23 protein-coding genes are annotated in these 21,456 nt (G+C 66.7%); 20 read left to right on the forward strand and 3 right to left on the reverse strand.

The genetic code is table 11. The features are described from left to right. Positions 1 to 167 precede the first annotated feature (167 nt). The 13 genes from KAJ83_RS15905 to KAJ83_RS15965 all read left to right on the forward strand — a co-directional run bounded on the left by KAJ83_RS15905 (position 168) and on the right by KAJ83_RS15965 (position 12,476). On the forward strand, positions 168 to 1,073 hold the full coding sequence (locus KAJ83_RS15905) for a heme o synthase (RefSeq protein ID WP_210683119.1): 906 nt from the start codon (positions 168 to 170) through the stop codon (positions 1,071 to 1,073). Positions 1,074 to 1,112: 39 nt separating this feature from the next. Then, the gene (locus KAJ83_RS15910; RefSeq protein ID WP_210683091.1) at positions 1,113 to 1,283 is read left to right on the forward strand and encodes a hypothetical protein; all 171 of its coding nucleotides are present in this window, start codon (positions 1,113 to 1,115) and stop codon (positions 1,281 to 1,283) included. 3 nt (positions 1,284 to 1,286) lie between these two features. Further along, positions 1,287 to 1,919 carry a cytochrome c oxidase assembly protein gene (locus KAJ83_RS15915; protein ID WP_210683092.1) on the forward strand — a complete coding sequence of 211 codons (633 nt, stop codon included), beginning with the start codon at positions 1,287 to 1,289 and terminating at the stop codon, positions 1,917 to 1,919. Positions 1,920 to 2,021: 102 nt separating this feature from the next. Beyond that, entirely contained in the window at positions 2,022 to 2,858 is an 837-nt protein-coding gene (locus KAJ83_RS15920; RefSeq protein ID WP_210683093.1) for a cytochrome c oxidase subunit 3, read from the forward strand. A gap of 224 nt (positions 2,859 to 3,082) precedes the next feature. After that, the gene (locus tag KAJ83_RS15925; RefSeq protein WP_210683094.1) at positions 3,083 to 3,484 is read left to right on the forward strand and encodes a DUF983 domain-containing protein; all 402 of its coding nucleotides are present in this window, start codon (positions 3,083 to 3,085) and stop codon (positions 3,482 to 3,484) included. A gap of 6 nt (positions 3,485 to 3,490) precedes the next feature. Continuing rightward, complete coding sequence (locus KAJ83_RS15930) at positions 3,491 to 4,243, forward strand: SURF1 family protein (protein ID WP_210683095.1); 753 nt, start codon at positions 3,491 to 3,493, stop codon at positions 4,241 to 4,243. Further along, complete coding sequence (locus KAJ83_RS15935; RefSeq protein ID WP_210683096.1) at positions 4,240 to 5,760, forward strand: carboxypeptidase M32; 1,521 nt, start codon at positions 4,240 to 4,242, stop codon at positions 5,758 to 5,760. The genes KAJ83_RS15930 and KAJ83_RS15935 overlap by 4 nt, the downstream gene beginning before the upstream one ends. 3 nt (positions 5,761 to 5,763) lie before the next feature. Next, on the forward strand, positions 5,764 to 6,600 hold the full coding sequence (locus KAJ83_RS15940) for a mechanosensitive ion channel family protein (RefSeq protein ID WP_210683097.1): 837 nt from the start codon (positions 5,764 to 5,766) through the stop codon (positions 6,598 to 6,600). Positions 6,601 to 6,610: 10 nt separating this feature from the next. Next, positions 6,611 to 8,017, forward strand: coding sequence for a threonine synthase (gene thrC, locus KAJ83_RS15945; protein ID WP_210683120.1), 1,407 nt, complete (start codon positions 6,611 to 6,613; stop codon positions 8,015 to 8,017). Further along, positions 8,014 to 9,285 carry a M16 family metallopeptidase gene (locus KAJ83_RS15950; protein ID WP_210683098.1) on the forward strand — a complete coding sequence of 424 codons (1,272 nt, stop codon included), beginning with the start codon at positions 8,014 to 8,016 and terminating at the stop codon, positions 9,283 to 9,285. Before thrC ends, KAJ83_RS15950 begins: the two co-directional genes overlap by 4 nt. Positions 9,286 to 9,307: 22 nt before the next feature. After that, entirely contained in the window at positions 9,308 to 9,928 is a 621-nt protein-coding gene (locus tag KAJ83_RS15955; RefSeq protein ID WP_210683099.1) for a GNAT family N-acetyltransferase, read from the forward strand. A gap of 92 nt (positions 9,929 to 10,020) precedes the next feature. Further along, positions 10,021 to 11,133 (forward strand): 3-isopropylmalate dehydrogenase, encoded by a 1,113-nt coding sequence (gene leuB, locus KAJ83_RS15960; RefSeq protein WP_210683100.1) that lies wholly within the window; start codon positions 10,021 to 10,023, stop codon positions 11,131 to 11,133. A gap of 326 nt (positions 11,134 to 11,459) precedes the next feature. Beyond that, positions 11,460 to 12,476 carry an aspartate-semialdehyde dehydrogenase gene (locus tag KAJ83_RS15965; RefSeq protein WP_210683101.1) on the forward strand — a complete coding sequence of 339 codons (1,017 nt, stop codon included), beginning with the start codon at positions 11,460 to 11,462 and terminating at the stop codon, positions 12,474 to 12,476. A 6-nt stretch (positions 12,477 to 12,482) separates the two neighbouring features. Here KAJ83_RS15965 and KAJ83_RS15970 read toward each other — a convergent pair whose 3' ends face one another. Further along, positions 12,483 to 12,815, reverse strand: a complete 333-nt coding sequence (locus KAJ83_RS15970; protein ID WP_210683102.1) for a hypothetical protein — start codon at positions 12,813 to 12,815, stop codon at positions 12,483 to 12,485. Positions 12,816 to 12,912: 97 nt separating this feature from the next. Then, on the reverse strand, positions 12,913 to 13,284 hold the full coding sequence (locus KAJ83_RS15975) for an accessory factor UbiK family protein (protein ID WP_210683103.1): 372 nt from the start codon (positions 13,282 to 13,284) through the stop codon (positions 12,913 to 12,915). A 222-nt stretch (positions 13,285 to 13,506) separates the two neighbouring features. Here KAJ83_RS15975 and rfaD point away from each other — a divergent pair, with 222 nt between their 5' ends. The 6 genes from rfaD to KAJ83_RS16005 all read left to right on the forward strand — a co-directional run bounded on the left by rfaD (position 13,507) and on the right by KAJ83_RS16005 (position 19,571). Next, positions 13,507 to 14,502: an ADP-glyceromanno-heptose 6-epimerase gene (rfaD, locus tag KAJ83_RS15980; RefSeq protein ID WP_210683104.1), complete on the forward strand. Its 996-nt coding sequence runs from the start codon at positions 13,507 to 13,509 to the stop codon at positions 14,500 to 14,502. 30 nt (positions 14,503 to 14,532) lie between these two features. Further along, positions 14,533 to 15,375 carry a prolipoprotein diacylglyceryl transferase gene (gene lgt, locus KAJ83_RS15985; RefSeq protein WP_210683105.1) on the forward strand — a complete coding sequence of 281 codons (843 nt, stop codon included), beginning with the start codon at positions 14,533 to 14,535 and terminating at the stop codon, positions 15,373 to 15,375. Next, on the forward strand, positions 15,368 to 16,525 hold the full coding sequence (locus tag KAJ83_RS15990; protein ID WP_210683106.1) for a class I SAM-dependent methyltransferase: 1,158 nt from the start codon (positions 15,368 to 15,370) through the stop codon (positions 16,523 to 16,525). The genes lgt and KAJ83_RS15990 overlap by 8 nt, the downstream gene beginning before the upstream one ends. Next, on the forward strand, positions 16,522 to 17,334 hold the full coding sequence (gene pgeF, locus KAJ83_RS15995; protein ID WP_343222030.1) for a peptidoglycan editing factor PgeF: 813 nt from the start codon (positions 16,522 to 16,524) through the stop codon (positions 17,332 to 17,334). Before KAJ83_RS15990 ends, pgeF begins: the two co-directional genes overlap by 4 nt. 76 nt (positions 17,335 to 17,410) lie before the next feature. After that, positions 17,411 to 18,562 carry a M24 family metallopeptidase gene (locus tag KAJ83_RS16000; protein WP_210683107.1) on the forward strand — a complete coding sequence of 384 codons (1,152 nt, stop codon included), beginning with the start codon at positions 17,411 to 17,413 and terminating at the stop codon, positions 18,560 to 18,562. A 94-nt stretch (positions 18,563 to 18,656) separates the two neighbouring features. Then, entirely contained in the window at positions 18,657 to 19,571 is a 915-nt protein-coding gene (locus KAJ83_RS16005) for a hypothetical protein (RefSeq protein WP_210683108.1), read from the forward strand. Positions 19,572 to 19,582: 11 nt separating this feature from the next. Here KAJ83_RS16005 and KAJ83_RS16010 read toward each other — a convergent pair whose 3' ends face one another. Further along, entirely contained in the window at positions 19,583 to 20,467 is an 885-nt protein-coding gene (locus KAJ83_RS16010; RefSeq protein WP_210683109.1) for a LysR family transcriptional regulator, read from the reverse strand. Between the two features lie 119 nt (positions 20,468 to 20,586). Here KAJ83_RS16010 and KAJ83_RS16015 point away from each other — a divergent pair, with 119 nt between their 5' ends. Continuing rightward, positions 20,587 to 21,327, forward strand: coding sequence for an SDR family oxidoreductase (locus KAJ83_RS16015; RefSeq protein ID WP_210683110.1), 741 nt, complete (start codon positions 20,587 to 20,589; stop codon positions 21,325 to 21,327). The last annotated feature ends 129 nt before the right edge of the window (positions 21,328 to 21,456 follow it).

A 21,456-nucleotide genomic window follows, 5' to 3' on the forward strand; every position in this document is an offset into this window, starting at 1 on the left:
GGAACCGCCGGTGCCTCCCGAGGGGGGCATCACCGCTGCATGCGACGCGATGCGTGGCATCATGGCATTGGCGAGCCGTGATATTGATGATCCTTGGACAAGGGACCCCGTGATCCGTGAGCGATAGCACCTACAGCCAGGATATCGAGTTCCGCTATGCCGGCGGCATGCGCGACGCGGTCGCGGTGACCGGCGCGCCGGCGCAGGTGCGCGACTATATCCAGTTGCTCAAGCCCCGGGTCATGTCGCTGGTGGTCTTCACGGCGGTGGCAGGGTTGATCGCCGCGCCCGGCACGCTGCATCCGGTCCTGGCCGCGGTCGCCATCCTGTGCGTCACGGTCGGCGCGGGCGCGGCCGGTGCCATCAATATGTGGTACGACCGCGACATCGACGCCATCATGAGCCGGACCCGGGGCCGTCCCCTGCCGACCGGCCGGGTGCCGGCGGCGGAGGCGCTCAGCCTCGGCGTCGTTCTCGCGCTTTTCTCGGTCGGGTTGATGGCGGTCGCGGTCAATTACGCGGCCGCGGCGCTGTTGGCCGGCACGATCCTCTTCTATGTCTTCGTCTACACCATGTGGTTGAAGCGCCGCACGCCGCAGAACATCGTCATCGGCGGGGCCGCCGGGGCATTCCCGCCGATGATCGGCTGGGCGGCGGTGACGGGGGACGTCTCCTTCGCGTCGATCGCGCTTTTCGCCATTATTTTCTTCTGGACGCCACCGCATTTCTGGGCGCTGGCGCTCTTCAAGACCGGTGACTACGACAAGGCGGGCGTTCCGATGCTGCCCAATGTCGCGGGCAGGGCGGCGACGAAGCGGCAGATTCTGCTCTATACCGTGCTATTGTTCCCCATCGGATTGGCGCCCTGGCTGCTTGGCGCGGCGGGTTCCGTTTACGGTTTGTCGGCCGCGGTGCTGGGGGGGCTGTTCCTGGTATCCGCGCTCGCCGTGTTGCGCGAGCCGGACGATGCCGGGGACAAGGCGGCGAAGCGGATGTTCGGCTATTCAATCTTTTATCTGTTCGCGATCTTCGGCGCGCTTATCGTCGATGCCGCGAGCGCCGCGATGGCTTAACCGTCGCGCGCGGACCGTCAGGAAAGGCCCGAAGGAGCCATGAACACCATCGTGAAGGACGAGGACCGCCAAGCCCTCGACGGCGACATCCGCCGCGATCCGAAGCAGGTTCACCGCCGTCAGCGCGGTAAGAACCTGGTGGTGGCCGGCTTGGTCGTGGCGTTCGTTGTGATCGTCTATATCGTCTCGATCGTTCGGATGGGAGGCTAGTCGATGGGCGAGGGCGAACACGCGCGACCGGATGACGCGGGAGGGCGGCGCGACGCGCGGCGGTCGAAGAACCGTCGGGTCGCGCTCGGCGCGTCATGCGCCGTCCTGGCCATGGTGGGACTCAGCTTCGCCAGCGTGCCGCTCTACGACCTATTCTGCCGCGTCACCGGCTATGGCGGCACGACGCAGACGGCCTCGGGCGATGGGGTCGCGGTGATCGACCGGCAGGTTACGGTGCGTTTCGACGCCAGCACCAATGCGGGGCTGCCCTGGGAATTCCGGGCGGCGCAGAAGCCGATGACGGTCCAGGTGGGGGAGACGAATCTCGCCTTCTACAAGGCGGCCAATCTGGCCGACCGGGAGACGCTGGGGACCGCCACCTTCAATGTCACGCCGCTCAAGGCGGGGCAGTATTTCGTCAAGATCGACTGTTTCTGCTTCACGGAGCAGCGGCTGAAGCCGGGGGAAGCGGTCGACATGCCGGTCAGCTTCTATATCGATCCGGCGATCGCCGAGGACCCCAATCTGGACGACACGAACACGGTCACGCTCTCCTATACCTTCTTCCCGAAGGAGGATGAAGGGAGCGGCGGCGATCAGGTCTCCTCGCTGGACAGCGCGAGTGGGCTGGAGTAACTGAATTCCGGGCCCGGGCGGCAGGACGCCCGGCCCGGCGCGCCGGCGGATCGCCGCGAGGGAAATCTGGGGGAAGGACCCCGAGACCAAGGGGAATGAGGAATGGCTAGCGAACACCACGCGCCCAATCACGATTACCATCTGGTGGACCCGAGCCCGTGGCCGGCGCTCGGCGCGCTCTCGGGCTTCGTGCTCGCGATGGGCGCGGTGCTCTATATGCACCCGGACCTGATCGGGATCGATATCGGCGTCCTGAAGTTCGTCCCGGGCATCATCCTGGTCCTGGCGACCATGTTTTACTGGTGGCGCGACGTCGTGCGCGAGGCCAGCGCGGGCGACCATAAACCGGTGGTGCAGCTCGGCCTGCGCTATGGGATGGCGCTGTTCATCGCGTCGGAGGTGATGTTCTTCGCGGCGTTCTTCTGGGCCTATTTCGATGCCAGCCTGTTCCCCGACGCCGCGGAGCAAATGACGCGGGCGGAAGTAACCGGCGGGCAGTGGCCGCCGACGGGGGTCGAGACCTTCGATCCCTTCCATCTGCCCTTCATGAACACGTTGATCCTGCTGCTCTCCGGCTGCACGGTCACCTGGGCGCACCATGCGTTGCGGGAGGGCGACCGGAAGGGCCTGATCCAAGGGTTGTGGCTGACGGTCCTGCTGGGCTTCACCTTCACCTGCCTGCAGGCTTATGAATACAGCCACGCGACCTTCGGCTTCACCGATGGCATCTATGCCTCGACCTTCTTCATGGCCACGGGCTTCCACGGCTTCCACGTGATCGTCGGAACCATCTTCCTGGCGGTTTGCCTGGTGCGTTCCTACAAGGGTCATTTCAGCCCGAGCCAGCATTTCGGCTTCGAGGCGGCGGCTTGGTACTGGCACTTCGTCGACGTGGTGTGGCTGTTCCTGTTCGTGGCGATCTACTGGTGGGGCGCCTGACCGGGATGCTCGACCCCGGCGCTAAGCCCGGGTGGATCACTACGTAGCGCGCTGCAGTGCCACCCGCTCGGGATTGGCACCGTGAGTGAGGGGGCGGGCGCCGGGCGGATCATGCCGGCGCCCGTTCTCGTTCGTGGCGCCTTCCCGCCGGGCATGTGAGCGCGGTGGGGTAAGCGACTACCGACCAACCGGTGGTTAGCCGCCGGCCAATGGAATGGAAATCGATGCCCGACACAGACAACGATACCGACAGAGAGATATATCCAAGCCCCTGGCGCACCGGCTGGAAAGGGCGGTGCCCGCGCTGCGGGCAGGGCCGGCTCTACCGCAGTTTCCTGAAGGTGGCGGACCGCTGCGCCGTTTGCGATCTGGAGCTCGGGCGCGAGGATGCGGGCGACGGCGCCGTGCCCTTCCTGATCTTGCTGATCGGCGGGCTCGGCGTCGGCGTGGCGATGATCCTGCTCTTCGGCCTCGAATGGCCGGTCTGGGGGGTCTTTGCCCTGACGCTTCCGTTAATGGCTCTTCTGACCGTGATCGCGATCCCCAAGGCGAAAGGGGTGCTGATCGCGCTGCAATTCGTCACCCGTGCCGGCGACACCGGTCGTAACAGCTTCGAGGAAGAGTGAGCATTCATGGCGTTCCGCCCGAAACTGATCCCAACCCTGTTCACCCTGCCGGCCCTGGTCGTGCTGATCGCGCTGGGGGTTTGGCAGCTTCAGCGGCTCGGTTGGAAAGAGGATTTGATCGACAAGCTCCAGTCGCGCTCCGTCGCGGAGGTCGTGCAATTGCCGACCGGGTCGCTCGACCGGGAGGCATGGGAATATCGTCGTGTCCGGGTGACGGGGCGTTTCCATCATGACGAGGAGATGCATCTCCTCAACCGGTCGCTGAATGGCAATCCGGGGCTGCATGTCCTGACTCCGATGACCCGAACCGACGTGGCGGGGGAGCCGACGATCCTGGTCAATCGCGGTTGGGTGCCCTTCGACCGCAAGGATCCGGAGACCCGGCCCGAAGGACAGTTGGAAGGTGAGGTGACAGTCGAGGGCATCCTGCGCTTTCCCCGGGAAGTGACGGGGTTGCAACGCGTTTTTCTGCCGGAGAACGAGCCCGATAATAACATGTGGTATGATGCGAATATCGGCCAGATGAGCACGCGGATCGGCGCCGACTTACCGAATTATTATCTCGTCGACGGGCGGGAGGAGACGCCCGGTCTCTATCCCGTGGGTAAGCAATGGCGGCTCGATATCCGCAACGACCATCTGCAATATGCGCTGACGTGGTTCTTCCTGGCCGGGGCGCTGGCCGTGATCTATGTGCTCTATCACCGTCCGAAGCGCGCCGAGGAGGACGGTGACGGAAACGGGACGGAGGCGTCATGAGCGCCTTGCCCCAGGCTTCCCCCGCTTCCTGCCCCGCCTACACCGACTTGGCGGACCGTTTCCGGCGCATGGCGGTCTTGGCGGAATGCGAGACGGTGCTGCATTGGGACGCCGCCGTGATCATGCCGGCCAGCGCGGCGGGGCCGCGCGGCGATCAACTGGCCGAGCTGCGCGTCATCCTGCACGAGCAATCGACCGACCCCGCCCTCGCCGAATTGCTTCAGGCGGCCGGGGGCGAACCGCTGGACCCATGGCAGGCCGCGAATCTGCGGGAGATGCGGCGGGACCATCTGCACGCGGCCGCGGTTCCGGGCGATCTGGTGGCGGCGTTGAGCCGGGCCTGCTCGGCCTGCGAATCCGTTTGGCGCGATGCCAGGCCGCGTAACGACTACGCCGCCGTGGCGCCGCATCTGGAGGAGGTGCTGCGCCTCACCCGGCGGGCGGCGGCGGCGAAGGCCGATGCCCTGGGGCTCGATCCCTATGATGCCCTGATGGATCAGTTCGAGCCGGATGCCCGCCGGGCCGAGGTCGATCCGATCCTGGAGGATTACGCGGCGTTCCTGCCCGATTTCCTGGGCGAGGTCCTGGAGGAACAGGCGCGCCACCCCGCGCCGAGGGTGCCGGAGGGGCCGTTTCCCGCCGATGCGCAACGCCGCTTGGTGCGCACCCTTCTGGAAACGGTGGGCTTTCCCTTCGATCAAGGGCGCATGGATGAAAGCGCGCATCCCTTCTCCACCGGCTATCCCGGCGACAGCCGCATCACCATCACCATCAAGGAAGACGACCCCGCGATGGCGGTGATGGCGGCGCTGCACGAATGCGGGCACGCGCTCTACGAGGCGAACCTGCCGTCTGACTGGGCGCGGCAGCCGGTCGGGCGGGCGCGCGGCATGGCCGTGCATGAGAGCCAGTCCCTGATCGTGGAGATGCAGGCCTGCCGCTCGCCGGAATTCATCGGCTGGTTGGCGCCGCGTCTGAGCGAATGGCTCGGCGACGATCCCGCCTTCGCGCCGGACAATCTGCGTGCCCTCTATGGTCGGGTGACCCCGGATTTCATCCGGGTCGAGGCGGACGAGGTGACCTATCCCGCCCATGTCATCCTGCGGTACCGGCTGGAGAAGGCGCTGCTCGCCGGCGATCTGTCCGTGGCGGACCTGCCGGGGGCGTGGGACGAGGGCATGGAAGCGCTGCTCGGCATCCGCCCGCCATGTCCGGCGAAGGGCTGCATGCAGGATATCCATTGGTTCGACGGCGCCTTCGGCTATTTCCCGACCTATACGTTGGGCGCCATGACCGCGGCCCAACTTATGGCGGCGGCGCGGGCCGAGCGGCCCGGCATTCCGGATGATCTGACGCGCGGTGATTTCGGCCCGCTGCTTGATTGGTTGCGCCGGCATGTGCACTCTCGGGCCTCCAGCCTCTCGACGCGGGAGCTGGTCACGGAGGCGACGGGCCGGTCGCTCGACCCGGCGGCCTTCCGGGCGCATCTGCGCGCGCGTTACCTTGGGAGAGACTAGACGATGGACGTCACCGCCAAGCAGGTTCAGGAACTCTACGAGCAACTGATGCCCATGGTTCTCGACTATGGGGAGAATATCGTCAGCGCGATCCTGATCCTGATTGTCGGCTATTGGGTGGCCAACCGCCTGTCGGGCGGCATGCGCCGGCTGGTCGACCGGCAGAAGCGCCTTGATGCGACGGTCAAGCCGTTGCTGGCCAATCTGGTCAAGTACACGGTGATCGCGATCACCGTGATCGCGGTCCTCAACCGCTTCGGTGTGCAGACCGCCAGCATCATCGCGGTCGTCGGTGCCGCCGGCCTCGCCATCGGTTTGGCCCTGCAGGGGACGCTGCAAAACATCGCCGCCGGGATCATGCTGCTGGGGCTGCGCCCCTTCAAGGTGGGGGAATATATCCAGGCGGGCAGTCTGGGCGGCACGGTGGAGGAGATCGGCCTCTTCACCACCACGATGACGACGGCGGACGGGGTCTATATCTCCGCGCCGAATTCGTCGCTCTGGAATCAGGCGATCACCAACTATTCGCGTAACGCGACCCGGCGCCTCGATTTCGAGGTCGGCATTTCCTATGACGACGATATCGCGAAGGCGCAGGCGGCTCTCATGTCCCTGATGCAATCCGATCCGCGTATCAAGCCCGACCCGGCGCCGATGACCATGGTGACCGCGCTGGCGGACAGTTCGGTCAATATCAATATGCGCTGCTGGATCTCGACGGCGGACTTCTGGGCCGTGAAATGGGATATGCAGAAGGGTGCCAAGAAGGCGGTGGAGGATGTCGGCTGCACCATCCCCTTCCCGCAGCGCGATTTGCACATGATCGAGGCGAAGGGCTGACACGGTGGCGATGCGTTATATCAGTACAAGGGGAGCGGCGCCCGAACTTGGCTTCGGTGAGGTGCTTCTGACCGGCCTCGCGCGCGATGGGGGGCTTTACGTCCCGGCATCCTGGCCGCGCTGGAAGGCGGAGGATTGGGCCGCGTTGCGGGGCCTGTCCTATGTCGATCTGGCGACCCGGATCATGCACCCTTTCGTCTCCGAGGTGTTGAGCGAGGGGGAACTCGCCGATCTGTGCGCCGACGCCTATGCGGAATTCGATCACGACGCGGTCGCGCCCCTGAAGCAGCTCGACGCCAATAGCTGGTTGATGGAGCTGTTCCACGGGCCGACGCTCGCCTTCAAGGATTTCGCGCTGCAGGTTTTGGGTCGGCTGTTCGACCATGTCCTGCGCGAGCGTGGGGAGCGGGTGACCATCGTCGGCGCGACCTCCGGCGATACCGGGTCGGCCGCGATCGAGGCCTGCCGCGACCGGGAGGCGATCGATATCTTCATCCTGCATCCGAAGGGGCGGACCTCGGAGGTGCAGCGCCGGCAGATGACGACCGTCGAATCCGCGAACGTCCATAATATCGCGATCGAGGGCAGCTTCGACGATTGCCAGGATCTGGTGAAGGGGCTCTTCAACGATCCCGCCTTCCGGGACGAAATGAACCTCTCCGCCGTCAATTCTATCAACTGGGCGCGCATCATGGCCCAGATCGTCTATTACGCGCATGCCGCGATCGCGTTGGGCGCCCCGGATCGGGAGGTGGCCTTCGCCGTGCCGACCGGCAATTTCGGCAATGTCTTCGCCGCCTATGGCGCGCGGGAGATGGGCTTGCCCGTGGCGCAGCTCATCGTCGGATCGAACGAGAACGACATTCTGACCCGCTTCCTCGACGGCAACGACATGTCCGTGCGTGACGTGCATGCGACGACCTCGCCCTCGATGGATATCCAGGTTTCCAGCAATTTCGAGCGCCTGCTGTTCGATCTGCTGGACCGGGACGGGGAGGCGACGGCGCACGCGATGCAGACCTTCCGGGCGAGCGGGCGGCTACCGTTGGACGAGGCGCGCTGGCACCGTGCGACGCAGCTTTTCGCCGGTGGACGCTTCACCGATGCCGAGGCCGGCGCCGCCATCGCCGGCGTGCTGGAGGCGACGGGCGAACTGCTGGACCCCCACAGCGCCATCGGCGTGTTGGCCGGCTGGACCAAGCGTCGCGACCCCGCGATCCCGTTGGTCAGCGTCGCGACCGCGCATCCGGCGAAGTTCCCGGACGCGGTCGAGGCCGCCTGCGGCCGGCGCCCGCAATTGCCGGAGCGTCTGGCCGACCTGTTCGAGCGCGAGGAGCGCTATAGCGAGATGCGCAACAATCTGGGCGACCTCCAGGCCATGATCCGGGCCAACAACCGCGCGGGGGCGCCGGCATGAGCGTTCGGGTCACGCGTCTTTCCAACGGACTCACCGTCGCGACCGACCGGATGGATCATGTCGCGACCGCCAGCCTTGGCATATGGGTCGGCGCCGGCACGCGGGCGGAGCCGGCGGAGATCAACGGTGTCGCGCATTTCCTGGAGCATATGGCCTTCAAGGGGACGGAGCGGCGCAGCGCGCGCATGATCGCGGAGGAGATCGAGGCCGTCGGCGGCATCCTCAACGCCTATACCGCGCGCGAGAACACCGCCTATTACGTCAAGGTGCTGGCGGAGGACGTGCCGCTCGCTCTCGATATCGTCTCCGACATCCTGATGAATCCGACCTTCGACCCGGTGGAGTTGGATCGGGAGCGCTCCGTCATCCTGCAGGAGATCGGTCAGGCCCACGATACGCCCGACGACATCATCTTCGACCACTTCCAGGAGCACGCCTATCGCGACCAGGCGATGGGGCGTCCGACCCTGGGCACGGTGGAGACCGTGCGCGCCATGCCGCGCGAGGCGATCCGCGATTTCATGGGGCGGCGCTATGCCGGCGACCGGATGGTGCTGGCGGCGGCCGGCAATGTCGATCACGACCGGATCGTGGCACTGGCGGAGGCGGCCTTCGGCGCGTTGAGGCCGCGGGCCGACGTCTCGATCGAGGCCGCGCGCTATACCGGCGGCGAGATCCGCGAGACGCGGGAAAGCGAGCAGGTGCACCTGATCCTCGGCTTCCAGGGGTCGAGCTACACGGACCGGGATTTCTATCCGGCGGCCGTGCTGAACACCGCCTTGGGGGGCGGCATGTCCTCGCGTCTGTTCCAGCAGATCCGGGAGGAGCGGGGCCTCGTCTATTCCATCTTCTCCTTCAACGCCTCCTTCGCGGATGACGGGATATTCGGCGTCTATGCCGGCACCGGACCGGAGGATGTGGGCGAACTCGTGCCCGTGCTGTGCGACGAGATCGCGGGTGTCGCCGCGCGCCCCATGCCGGCGGAGGAGATCGCCCGCGCCCGCGCCCAGGTGAAGGCCGCGATGCTGATGGCGCGGGAATCGACCGGCGCGCGCTGCGACCAACTCGGTCAGCAGATCCTGATCCATGGTCAGCCTATTCCGATCGAGGAACAGGTCGCGAAGCTGGAAGCCGTCGACGCCGAAGCCGTGGCCCGCGCGGCCGGCCGGATATTCGGGACCGCGCCGACGCTGGCGGCGACGGGGCCGCTCGGCCGGTTGGAATCCTTCGACCGGATCGCCGGCCGCCTGCCCGCGCGCGCGGCCTGACGGGCGGCGGGACGGCGGCGCGATGGCGAGGGGACGGGTGTTCGGTCTGCTCGCGCGGCGCCAGCCAAGGCTCCGCCTCGTCGGCCCCAGCGTCTCGATTCGCTGCCCCCAGCGCCGCGACCGGCGCGCCTGGATCGCCGTGCGGCAGGAAAGCAAGGGCTTCCTGGAGCCGTGGGAGCCGGTCTGGCCGCGCGATGCGCTCACCCCCGGCGGCTATCGCCGGCGGCTTGAGCGGTTCCATTCGGAATGGCATGCGGGAACCGGGTTCGGCTTCTTCCTCTTCACCAATGACGGCGGGCATCTCGTCGGCGGCATCACGCTCGCCAATGTGCGCCGCGGCGTGGTGCAGAGCGCCAATGTCGGCTATTGGACGGGCGAGCCCTATATCCGCCGGGGCTATATGTTCGAGGGGGTGCAGCTCTGCCTCGACTTCGCCTTCCGGCATCTGTCCCTGCACCGGATCGAGGCTGCCTGCCTGATCGACAATGAGGCGAGTCGCCAACTCCTCCTGAAGTCGGGATTCCGCGCCGAGGGCGTCGCGCGAAAATATCTGTGCATCGCCGGGAAATGGCAGGATCACGAGACCTTCGCCATCCTGTCCAGCGACCCACGCCCCAGCGTGCCCGTCGTGGAGACGACGTGAGGCGCCCGGCACGCCCTCTTTCCGTCCCCGGCCGCAGGGGCTAAAAGGCCAGCGGACGTTTAATGCTGCTCTCAATGGGAGGATAATGCGCGATGGCCGCCAACAAGACGCTTTTGATGTTGCCGGGGGACGGGATCGGGCCCGAGGTCTCGGCCGAGGTCACCAAGGTGATCGACTGGATGGACAAGCGCCGCGCGATCTCCTTCGATATCGAGCAGGGGCTGGTCGGCGGTGCCGCCTATGACGCCCACGGCGTGGCCATCACGGACGAGGTGATGGACCGCGCGATGAACACGGACGCCGTGCTGTTCGGCGCGGTCGGCGGGCCGCAATATGATAACCTGGGCTGGGACGTGCGGCCGGAGGCCGGGCTGCTTCGTCTGCGCAAGGAGATGGATCTCTTCGCCAATCTGCGCCCGGCGGTCACCTTCGACGCGCTGTTGGAAGCCTCCACCCTGAAGCCGGAGGTCATCCGGGGCCTCGACATCCTGATCGTGCGCGAACTGACCGCCGGCGTCTATTTCGGCGAGCCGCGCGGCATGCAGGAATGGCAGGGTCAGGAGCGTTGCATCGACACCCAGTCCTACACCAAGGCGGAGATCGAGCGCGTGGCGGAAGTCGCCTTCGATCTGGCCCGCAAGCGGGGCAAGAAGGTCACCTCGGTCGAGAAGGCCAATGTCATGAAGACCGGCGTCTTCTGGCGCCAGACCGTGACGGCGCTGCACGGGGCGGGCGGTTATGCCGATATCGAGCTCGGCCATATGTATGCCGACAACTGCGCCATGCAGCTCGTGCGCAACCCGAACCAGTTCGACGTGATCGTCACCGACAATCTGTTCGGCGACCTGCTGTCGGACTGCGCGGCGATGCTGACGGGTTCGCTTGGCATGCTGCCGTCGGCCTCGCTCGGCGCGGTGGACGGCACGGGTCGGCGCAAGGCGCTTTACGAGCCGGTGCACGGCTCCGCCCCCGATATCGCGGGCGAGGGCAAGGCGAACCCGCTGGCCATGCTGCTTAGCTTCGCGATGGCGCTGCGCTATAGCTTCGACTTGCAGGAGGATGCCGATCTGGTGGAGCAGGCCGTTCAGGATGTGTTGAGCGAGGGCAAGCGCACCGCGGATATCATGGGCACGGGCGGGGAAGTGCTCTCGACCCGGCAGATGGGCGACGCGGTGTGCGCCGCGCTCGATCGCCGCGCGGCCTGATTGGAGCGAAAGGTCGGGGCGGGGAACGCTGGGGCGGGGAACGCTTGATTATCGCGTCACCCGTCCCTATCTTCCTCGTGAATTAGGGGAAAGGGGTTTCCCCAAATGTGGACGGATAAGGCGATGATTCGCAGTCACGCGGCCCACGTGGCCACGAAAACGACCGCGACGACCAAGACGGGGCCCCGCTAGGGGACGGCCCGCGCCACCGACGTCTGCCGCTTCAGGGAAGTGAGATGGAATTGGATCGGGCCGGGACCTTCCCGGCCCGTTGTCGTTTGGGGCGGCCCGAAGGCCGCGCTGGAAGCAAGGAAGGATGGAGTATAATGGGGTACAAGATCGCCGTGGTCGGCGCGACCGGCAATGTCGGCCGAGAGATTCTGAAGATCATGGACGAGCGCGGCTTTCCGGCGGACGAGGTGGTGGCTCTCGCCTCCTCGCGCTCCGTCGGGAGCGAGGTCAGCTTCGGCGAGGACAAGGTTCTGAAGGCCCGGAACCTCGCCGATTTCGACTTCACGGGCACGGATATCGTGCTGTCCTCGCCGGGCGCCAAGGTTTCGGCCGAATATTCCCCGAAGGCCGCCGCCGCCGGCGCGATCGTCGTCGACAACACTTCGCACTGGCGCATGGACCCGGATTGCCCGCTGGTCGTGCCGGAGGTGAACCGCGCGGCCCTCAAGGATTGCCGCAAGAAGGGCATCATCGCGAACCCCAATTGCTCGACCATTCAGATGGTCACCGCGATGAAGCCGTTGCATGATCTGGGCACGATCACGCGCTGCGTGGTGGCGACCTATCAGTCGGTGTCGGGCTCCGGCCGCGAAGGGATGGACGAACTGTTCAACCAGACCCGCGCCGTCTATGTGAACGACCCGATCACCAAGTCGAAATTCACCAAGCAGATCGCCTTCAACGTCATCCCGCATATCGATGTCTTCATGGATGACGGCTCCACCAAGGAGGAGTGGAAGATGGTGGTCGAGACCAAGAAGATCCTCGACCCCAAGATCAAGGTGCAGGCGACCTGCGTGCGCGTTCCGGTCTTCATCGGGCACGGCGAGGCCGTGAATCTGGAGTTCGAGCGCGAGGTGACCGTCGATCAGGCGCGCGAGGCGCTGTCCAACGCGCCCGGCATCGTCGTTTTCGACAAGCGCCAGGACGAAGGCTACGTCACGCCCGAGGAATGCGCCGGCGAGGACCCAGTCTATATCAGCCGCATCCGCGAGGACGCGACGGTCGAGAACGGCCTGTCCATGTGGGTGGTCGCCGACAATCTGCGCAAGGGCGCGGCCCTCAATACCGTGCAGATCGCCGAGGCACTGGTCGAGGACGGCTACGTCTGATCGTTCCTATGCCGAACCGGCGGGCGGCGCGCCATGCGTCGCCTGCCCGGTGGCACGTAGGGCCACGTTCACCAGGTCGCGGGCGATGCGCTCCGTCGTCTCGGTCGGCGCATGGATCATGCGCGCGCGGATCGCCGTCGCCATGGCGATCGCCTGCAGCACGTCACCGTTGCTGGTCTCGCCTGTGATGCCGATATCGCGTTCGACCGCGCGCAGGATCGTGGTGATCAACTGCTCCACCCGCATCGGCGAGACCGTCTCCGGATGCAGGTCGAAATCGATCTCGAACCGGTCGCCGCCCGCGGTGGTGACGCTGTAGGGCAGGGTTCTCGTCGGCATGCTGGGATGGCCTCTTGGCACAAGGGGGCTAAGGTGGCGCGGAACGCGCCATGATGGGGCGGGGGTGGCGCTTACGCCCGCGGGCGAGGGGTTAGGATCAACCGCCCTGACTGGCGGCGTCGGGGGGAGCGGCCTTCTTCGCTTCCGCTTTCTTGGCGGTGGTCTTGGCCGATGTCTTCGCCTTGCGCGCGCCGGCGCGCTTGGCGGGGGCCGCCTTGCGGGCCGCGTGCAGGTCCTGTTCCAGCGTTCGGACCCGGGCTTCCAACCGCTCTTGCTCCAGCCGCGCCTTGGCGGCGACATCCTTCACCGCCTCGAACTCATCGCGCGTGACGAGGTCCATGTCGGACAGCACGCGTTCCAGGCGTTGCCGGACGATGCCCTCGATCTCGTGCCGAACGCCGGAGAACGTGCCCGCGGCACCGTTGGCGACACGCGCGATGTCGTCGAAGATCCTACCCTTGGTCTGCATGGCTGGCCGTCACCTTTCCGCATCATTGCGTGGTCATGGTTCCTGACGCACGATATAGAGGCGCACGCGGGCGATGCAACGTCGTGGTTGACCATGCATGGAAGCGCGCCATGCCCGTGCGGCCGTGGGTGGACCGCTCCGGCCGCCGGCCTTGAAGCCCGGGCGCGGGACGCGTAAGAACGCGATACAACCGGCAATAATGGTGGCGCGGGGACGGACGACATGCTTCTTGTAACGGGTGGCGCCGGCTTCATCGGGTCCAATCTCGTGGCCGCGTTGGCGGAACGCGGCCTGGGGCCCATCGCGATCTGCGATCATTTCGGCGCGGGCGAGGAAGGCGCGGCCAAGTGGCGCAACCTCGCCAAGCATCCGATCGTCGCCGTCGTCCCGCCGGAGCAACTGATGGATTGGTTGGCGGAGGAAGGCCAGGCCGTCTCCACCATCTTCCATATGGGCGCCAGCAGTTCCACCGTGGAGTCGGATGTCGATTTCATCCTGCGCAACAATTTCACGCTGTCGATGAAGCTCTGGTACTGGTGCGCGGAAAACGACGTGCGGCTGATCTATGCCTCCTCGGCCGCGACCTACGGCGACGGGCAACTCGGCTTCGACGACGATAACGATCCGGTGGCGCTGGGGGCGTTGCGCCCGCTCAACCCCTATGGCTGGTCGAAGCAACTCTTCGATACCAATGCCCTTCGGCTGGCGCGGGAGGGGGCGACGCCGCCGCAATGGGCGGGGCTGAAATTCTTCAACGTCTACGGTCCGAACGAGTATCACAAGGGCGGCCAGCGTTCCGTCGCCCATCAACTCTTCGAACAGATCCGCGACGCGGGCCGCGTGCGTCTCTTCAAGTCGCATCATCCCGACTATGAGGACGGCGGGCAGATGCGCGATTTCGTCTGGGTCGGCGATTGCGTGGATGCGATGCTGTTCCTCTATGAGAACAGCACGATCGACGGTATCTTCAATGCCGGCAGCGGCATCGCGCGCAGCTTCAAGGACCTCGCGCTCGCTACCTTCGCCGCGATGGAGCGGGAACCGGACATCCACTATATCGATACGCCCGAAAGCATACGGCAACATTACCAGTACTATACTCAGGCCGAGATGGAGCGGCTGCGCGAGGCCGGCTTCGACCGCCCGGCGACCGTCCTGGAGGATGGTGTCGCGGCCTATGTGCGCGGCTATCTGATGACCGACGATCCTTATCGCTGACGCCGCGCGATCGCTGATATCCGAGGTCCGATGGACACGCACTACATTCACGATCTGGATCCGGTCGCCCTGGAACTCGGCCCGCTGGTGATCCGGTGGTATGCGCTCGCCTATATCGCGGGGTTGTTGATCGCGTGGCGCTGGGGCATGCGGCTCGCCCGGCAAAGTCCTCTGTCGATCGAGCCCGTGCATATCGATCGTTTTCTGACCTGGGCGATCATCGCCGTCATTATCGGCGGGCGCCTGGGGCAGGTGTTGTTCTACGATCCGGGCTTCTATTTCGCCAATCCGATGGAGATCCTGAAGGTCTGGAAGGGCGGCATGGCCTTCCATGGCGGCTTGCTGGGCGTGCTGGTCGCGATGCTGATCTTCGTCCGGATCAACCGGCTGCCGTTGTTCGCGCTGACCGACATCGTGTGCGCCGGCGCGCCGATCGGCATCTTCCTGGGCCGGATCGCGAATTTCATCAATGGGGAGCATTGGGGCCGGCCCGCCGATGTTTCCTGGGCGGTGATCTTCCCGCGCGCGGGGCCGGAGCCGCGCCATCCAAGCCAGCTCTACGAGGCGGGGCTGGAGGGGGTCGGGGTTTTCCTTCTGGTGCTGGTGGGGCTTTATCTGCTGGGCGGATTGCGCCGGCCGGGGCTGATATCCGGGCTGTTCCTGGTCGGCTATGCGGTCGCGCGTTCGGTTGGGGAGCTGTTCCGCGCGCCGGAAGTGCCGATCGGCGACCTGCCCGCCTGGATCACCTATGGCCAGATCCTGTCGCTGCCGATGCTGCTGGGTGGGCTCTATCTGGTATGGCGTGCCTTGAACCGCCCCGTGCTCCTTGCCCCGTCCGGCGCGTCGGATGCCCGTGCCGCCGGCCATGGCTGACAGGGACGGCGATGGGGAAGCCGGCGGTGGGAAGGGGGATTCGTCCGACGCGCTGCTCCGCCTGATCGCCCGGCATGTCGCGCTCGACGGGCCGATGACGGTCGCGGATTTCATGGGCCTCGCCCTCGGTCATCCGACGCATGGCTATTATATGACCCGCGACCCGCTGGGCCGTGGCGGAGATTTCACGACGGCGCCGGAAATCAGCCAGATGCACGGCGAATTGCTTGGCCTCTGGGCGGCGGAGGTCTGGCGGCTGATGGGACGGCCGACGCATGTTCATCTGGTGGAGTTCGGGCCGGGTCGGGGTACCCTGATGGCCGATGCCCTGCGCGCGGCGGCCATGATGCCCGGCTTCCGCGAGGCGCTGCGCGTCACCTTGATCGAGACCAGCCCGGTATTGACCGGTGTTCAGCGCCGTACACTTGCCGATCGCGGTGTTTCCGTCACCTGGGGCACCGGCCTCGCCGATGTGCCGGACGATGGGGCGCCGCTGATCGCCGTCGGGAACGAGTTCTTCGATGCCTTGCCGATCCGCCAATTCCAACGAACGAGGGAAGGGTGGAGAGAGCGCCTGGTCGCGTGCGACCCGGAGGGGGGCGGGCTCGTTTTCGCCCTCGCCCCCGGGCCGGGGCTGGCGGAGGCGCTGCTGCCCCCGGCCGTCCGGGAGGGGGCGCCCGTCGGCGCGGTGGCGGAGGTCGCGCCCGCCGCCTGGGCCGTCGCCCGCGATCTGGGGGAGCGCATCGCGGATCGGGGCGGGGCCGCGCTTTTCCTTGATTACGGCCATGGGCGGAGTGCGGCGGGCGATACGCTCCAGGCCGTGCGCGATCACGATTATTGCGGCCTGTTGGCGCATGTGGGACAGGCCGACCTGACCGCCCATGTCGATTTCGAGCAATTGGCCCGCGCCTTCGGGGAGGCCGGATGCCGTGCCGCGCCGCTCGCCACGCAAGGTGAGTTCCTGCGCGCCCTGGGGATCGAACAGCGGGCGGCGATATTGGCCCGGTCCGGCGATCCGGCGGCGGTGGCGGCGGCGCGCGACCGGTTGATCGGGGCGGAGGGAATGGGCACCCTCTTCAAGGTGCTGGGCGTGGCCGCGCCCGGCCTTCCCGCCCTGCCGGGGCTGGAGCCGGAGGAGGGAGCCGCATGAGCGAAATGACGACGGACGCGACCCCGCGAGAGACCCTTGCCTGGCTGGAGGCGTCGGCGCTCAAGCTGCCGGGGATCGCGCATGCCTTCTTCACCCGGCGCGGCGGGGTCTCGACCGGGCTCTATACCGGCCTCAATGTCGGCTATGGCAGCGCGGACGCCCGCGACGCGGTGACGGAGAACCGGCGGCTGGCGATGCGGGTCCTGACGGATAGGGAGGCATCGCTCGTCACCGTTCATCAGGTGCACGGCACGGATGTCGTGCCGGTGGAAACCCCTTGGCCGCGCACGGAGAATCCGAAGGCGGACGGGCTCGTCACCGACCGGCCGGGGATCGCGCTCGGCATCCTGACGGCGGATTGCACGCCGATCCTGCTGGCCGACCCGGAAGCCGGGGTGATCGGCGCGGCCCATAGCGGTTGGAAGGGCGCGGTGGCCGGTATCGGCGCCGCGACGGTCGCGGCGATGGAGCGCCTGGGTGCCCGGCGCGCGCGCATCCGCGCCGCCATAGGCCCGACCATCAACCAGGCGAGTTACGAGGTGGGTCCGGAGTTCCGGGATCGCTTCGAGGCCGATCATCCCGAAAGCCTGCGTTTCTTCCGGGAGGCGCCGGCCGTGGGCAAGTTCCTGTTCGATTTGCCGGGTTTCGTCCGCGCGCATCTGGAGGAGCAGGGATTGGCCGTCGTCGATGCGGAGCGGGCGGAGGATACCTGCCCCGACCCTCATCGCTATTTCAGCTATCGCCGCGCGACGAAGCTGGGAGAGCCGGATTATGGCCGGCAATTGTCGGCGGTGATGCTGCGCGGCTGATCCGCCGGAAGGCTTGCAGCCGTCACATGGCGCCCGTACCGTTCGCTTCCATCCAAGAGGCGGAGGCGCGAGGCCGATGGCCATTCATTTCAGCGAGGCGGAATTGAAGGGGCGGCGCGAGCGCGCCTGCCGGGCGATGGCGGCGGACGGGCTCGACGGGTTGCTGATCTTCCGGCAGGAGTCGATGTTCTACCTGACCGGCTATGACACCTTCGGTTTCGTCTATTTCCAGTGCCTCTATCTCGGCGCCGACGGGGATATGTTCCTGTTGACCCGCGCGCCGGACCTGCGCCAGGCCCGGCATACCTCGGTCATCGAGGAAATCCACGTCTGGGTCGACCGCGAGGGAGTCAATCCCGCGCGCGAATTGCGCGATCTGCTGCATCAGCGCCGCCTTTCCGGCAAGAAGCTGGGGGTGGAGTGGGAATCCTACGGCCTGACGGCCGCCAACGGCCGGCGGCTCGACCATGCGCTGGACGGGTTCTGCGACCTGGAGGACGCCTCGACGCTCGTTTCCCGGCTGCGGCTGGTGAAGAGCGCGGCGGAACTCGACTATGTGCGCCGCGCGGCCGAATTGGCCGACGAGGCCTATGACCGCGCGCTCGATCTCGCGGGGCCCGGCGCGGACGAGGGGGCGATCCTCGCCGCCATGCAGGGCGCGGTGTTCGAGGGCGGGGGCGATTATGCCGGGAACGAGTTCATCATCGGCTCCGGTCCGGATGCGCTGCTGTGCCGGTATAAGTCGGGGCGGCGGCGGCTCGACGCGCGGGATCAACTCACCCTCGAATGGGCGGGCGTCTATCGGCACTATCACGCGGCGATGATGAATACCTTCCTGATCGGCGCCGTGTCGGACGCCCATCGCGCGCTGCATGCGGCGGCGCGGGAGGCGATCCTGGAATGCGAGGCGGCGCTCAAGCCCGGGAACAGCATGTCGGATGTCTTCATGGCGCATGCCCGCGTGCTCGACGCCCATGGGCTGAAGGACCATCGGATGAATGCCTGCGGCTATGCCATGGGAACCTGCTTCGCGCCCAACTGGATGGATTGGCCGATGTTCTACGAGGGCAATCCGGTGGAACTGAAGCCCGGGATGACCTTCTTCATCCATATCATCATCGCCAATTCGGACGACGGGCTGGCGATGACGCTGGGGCGCAGTTCGATCGTCGGCGAGAGCGGGGCGGAGGTGCTGTCGAAGCGCCCGCTCGATCTCGTCGTCCGCTAGCTGGGGGCGTGCCGGCCGATGCCGTGGCTGATTCAGATGATGGCGCTGTCGCTATTGCTCATGATGGTGGGGTGCTTTGTCCTGTAGTGTCCTGTTGGCGGGAATATCCCCGGCCTGTCGGCGGTCGGTCACCCGGCGGCTCGCGGTCCTGGCGCTTGCCCTCGGACTCGCCCTCGTCCTGGGGGGCTGCGGGCCCGTGCCCAAGCCTTTCAAGCAGAGCGGCCCGTCCAAGGTCGCGAATCCGCTCCTGGAACTGCCCGATATGGCCGGGATCACGGTCGCCCCGCCCTCGGCGGGCCCGGGAAGTCTGACCGGTCCGCTGGCCGAGCGCACGGCGGAGCGTCTGCGCTGGGCCGGCTTGCCGGCCACCACCGGCGCGGCGCTGACCGAGGGCTACTTGCTGGAGGGCGAGGCCGATTGGCGCGACGGCGTCGTCCACCTGTTCTGGCATTTGAGCGACCGGATGGGGCGGGTGGTGGCCGAGCCCACGATACGCGCCGAGGCAACCCGCGCGGATTTCGAGGCGGGGGCGAACCCGCTGATCGCGACCCTGGCGATGGCAAGCGCCTCCGCGGTCTCCGAGGCTCTGCGCGCGCCGGGGGAAGGACGGCGGAACCCGGGTGACGGCGCGCCCGCCGACGTCGTCGCCCCCCGGGAGAAGGTCTTTGTCATGCCGGTCGCCGGCCCGGCCGACGCGCCGGCACGCGAATTGACACGCGCCTTGAGCGCCCTGCTGGCGGATCTGGAGGTGCCGCTGACGGAACGGGAGACGGAGGCCGGCCTGATGATCCAGGGCATGATCGCCGATAGCCCGCCGGACCAGGACCCCGCGACGCCGGCACCCATCGCGATCGAATGGGTCCTGATGGCGCCGGACGGCGCGGTCATCGGCACGATGCGACAGAACAATGCGATGGCGGGGGACCCGGCACATCGCGGCTTCGGGGATGCCGCCTATGATATTACCCTGCCGGTCGCGGAGGCGATCCGCGACGCGGTACGGCAATAGGCGGCGCGTCCCTAACCGAAGTCGATCCGTTTCAGCCAGTCCAGGAAGACGCGCAGACGTGGCGAAAGTTGCCGGTCGCGTGGATAGAGGGCGGAGACGGGGGATGGCGTCGGCGGATGCCGCGGTAGCACCTCGACAAGGCGGCCCGTCGCCAGATCCTCCGCCAGGTGATAGCGCGGGACCTGGATCAGCCCCATTCCCTGCCGGGCGGCTGCCACCATCGTCTCGCCCGCGGTCACGGTGATCGCGGCGGGAACCGTGCGCTCCACCACCCTGTCGCCGAGATTGAATTCAAGCGGGATCGTCATGCCCGTGGCGGAGGAATGGAAGGCGACGGCGCGGTGCCCCTCCAGATCATCGATCGATCTTGGGTGTCCGTGGCGGTCGAGATAGGCGGGCGAGGCCACGGTGACTTCCGCCAGATCGCCCAGGCGCCGGACCATCAGGTCACCGTCGCCCAGGGTGCCGACACGGATAACGCAATCCGCCCCCTCGCGGATCGGATCGACAAGCCGGTCACCCTCGGAGAGAAAAAGGTCAAGGCGTGGATGACGGGCCAGGAAATCCGGGAGGCCCGGAATCAGGAAATGCCGGGCAAGTTTGCCGTGCGCGTCGATTCGTAGCAGCCCTTCCGGCTCGCCGCCACGGAAGACCGCCTCCGCGTCCTCCACCGCGTTCAGGATGGCGAGGCAGCGGCGATACCAATCCGCGCCCTCCGGCGTGGGGCTGACGCGCCGCGTCGTGCGGTCGAGCAGCCGCGCGCCGAGGCGCTGTTCCGCGCGCTTCACCGCGTCGGTCACCGTCGATGCCGGCATGCCGAGGATATGGGCGGCCTTCCGGAAACCCCGCGTCTCGACCACCCGGGCGAAGACGCGCATCTCGTCGAAACGATCCATTGTTCGATCTTTTCGGATTGAGTTCGCGATTCTCCCATTATTGTCCGAAATAACCGCGCGCACAAATTCAGGCTCGTAAGCAGTGAAAAGTCCCGAACAGCCGATGAAAGGAACAGGACATGCCTGCCACGGAGATGAAATGCGCGCTGGTCACCGGCGGATCGCGGGGAATCGGGGCGGCCATCGCCAAGCGCCTCGCGGCGGACGGGTTCGCCGTCGCCGTCAACTATGCCGGAAACACGGAGGCCGCGGCCGGTGTCGTCGCCGCGATCGAGGCGGCGGGCGGGCGCGCCCGCGCTTTCCAGGCGGATGTGGCCGACCCGGACGCCGTGCGGTCGATGATCGATACCGTGACTGAATCGTTCGGCACGCCCGAGGTGCTGGTCAATTCGGCGGGGATCCTGACACTCTCCCCCATCGCGGAGATGGAGGACGAGGCGTTCGACCGCCTGATCGCCGTCAATCTCAAGGGAACCTTCAATACCCTGCGGGAGGCCAGCCGGCGGATGGCGCCGGGCGGCCGCGTCATCAATCTCTCCACCAGCGTGATCGGCATGCGGTTGCCGAGCTATGCCCTCTACGCGGCGACGAAATCGGCGGTGGAGGTGATGGGAGCCGTTCTCGCGAACGAACTGCGCGGGCGCGGGATCACCGTCAACGCCGTCGCGCCAGGTCCCACCGCGACCGAACTTTTCCTCGACGGGAAGACGGAGGAGCAGATCGCGGGCCTCGCCAATGCCAATCCCTTGCAACGCCTCGGAGAGCCGGAGGATATCGCCGGTGTCGTTTCCTTCCTGGCGGGGCCGGACGGGGGATGGGTCAACGGCCAGACGTTGCGCGCCAACGGGGGGATGAACTGACGGCGGGAGGCCCCACGTCGTCGGTATCCGGCAAGGACGGCAGGGACCGGCAAAAACGTATGGCCCGCCCCGGCTGCAAGCAATAATCAGCAGATGACTCGACGAGTCTGCATAAACGTATCCGGCATT

The sequence above is a fragment of the Marivibrio halodurans genome (assembly GCF_017963645.1).
In the GTDB taxonomy this organism is placed as follows: Bacteria; Pseudomonadota; Alphaproteobacteria; order UBA8366; family Aestuariispiraceae; genus Marivibrio; species Marivibrio halodurans.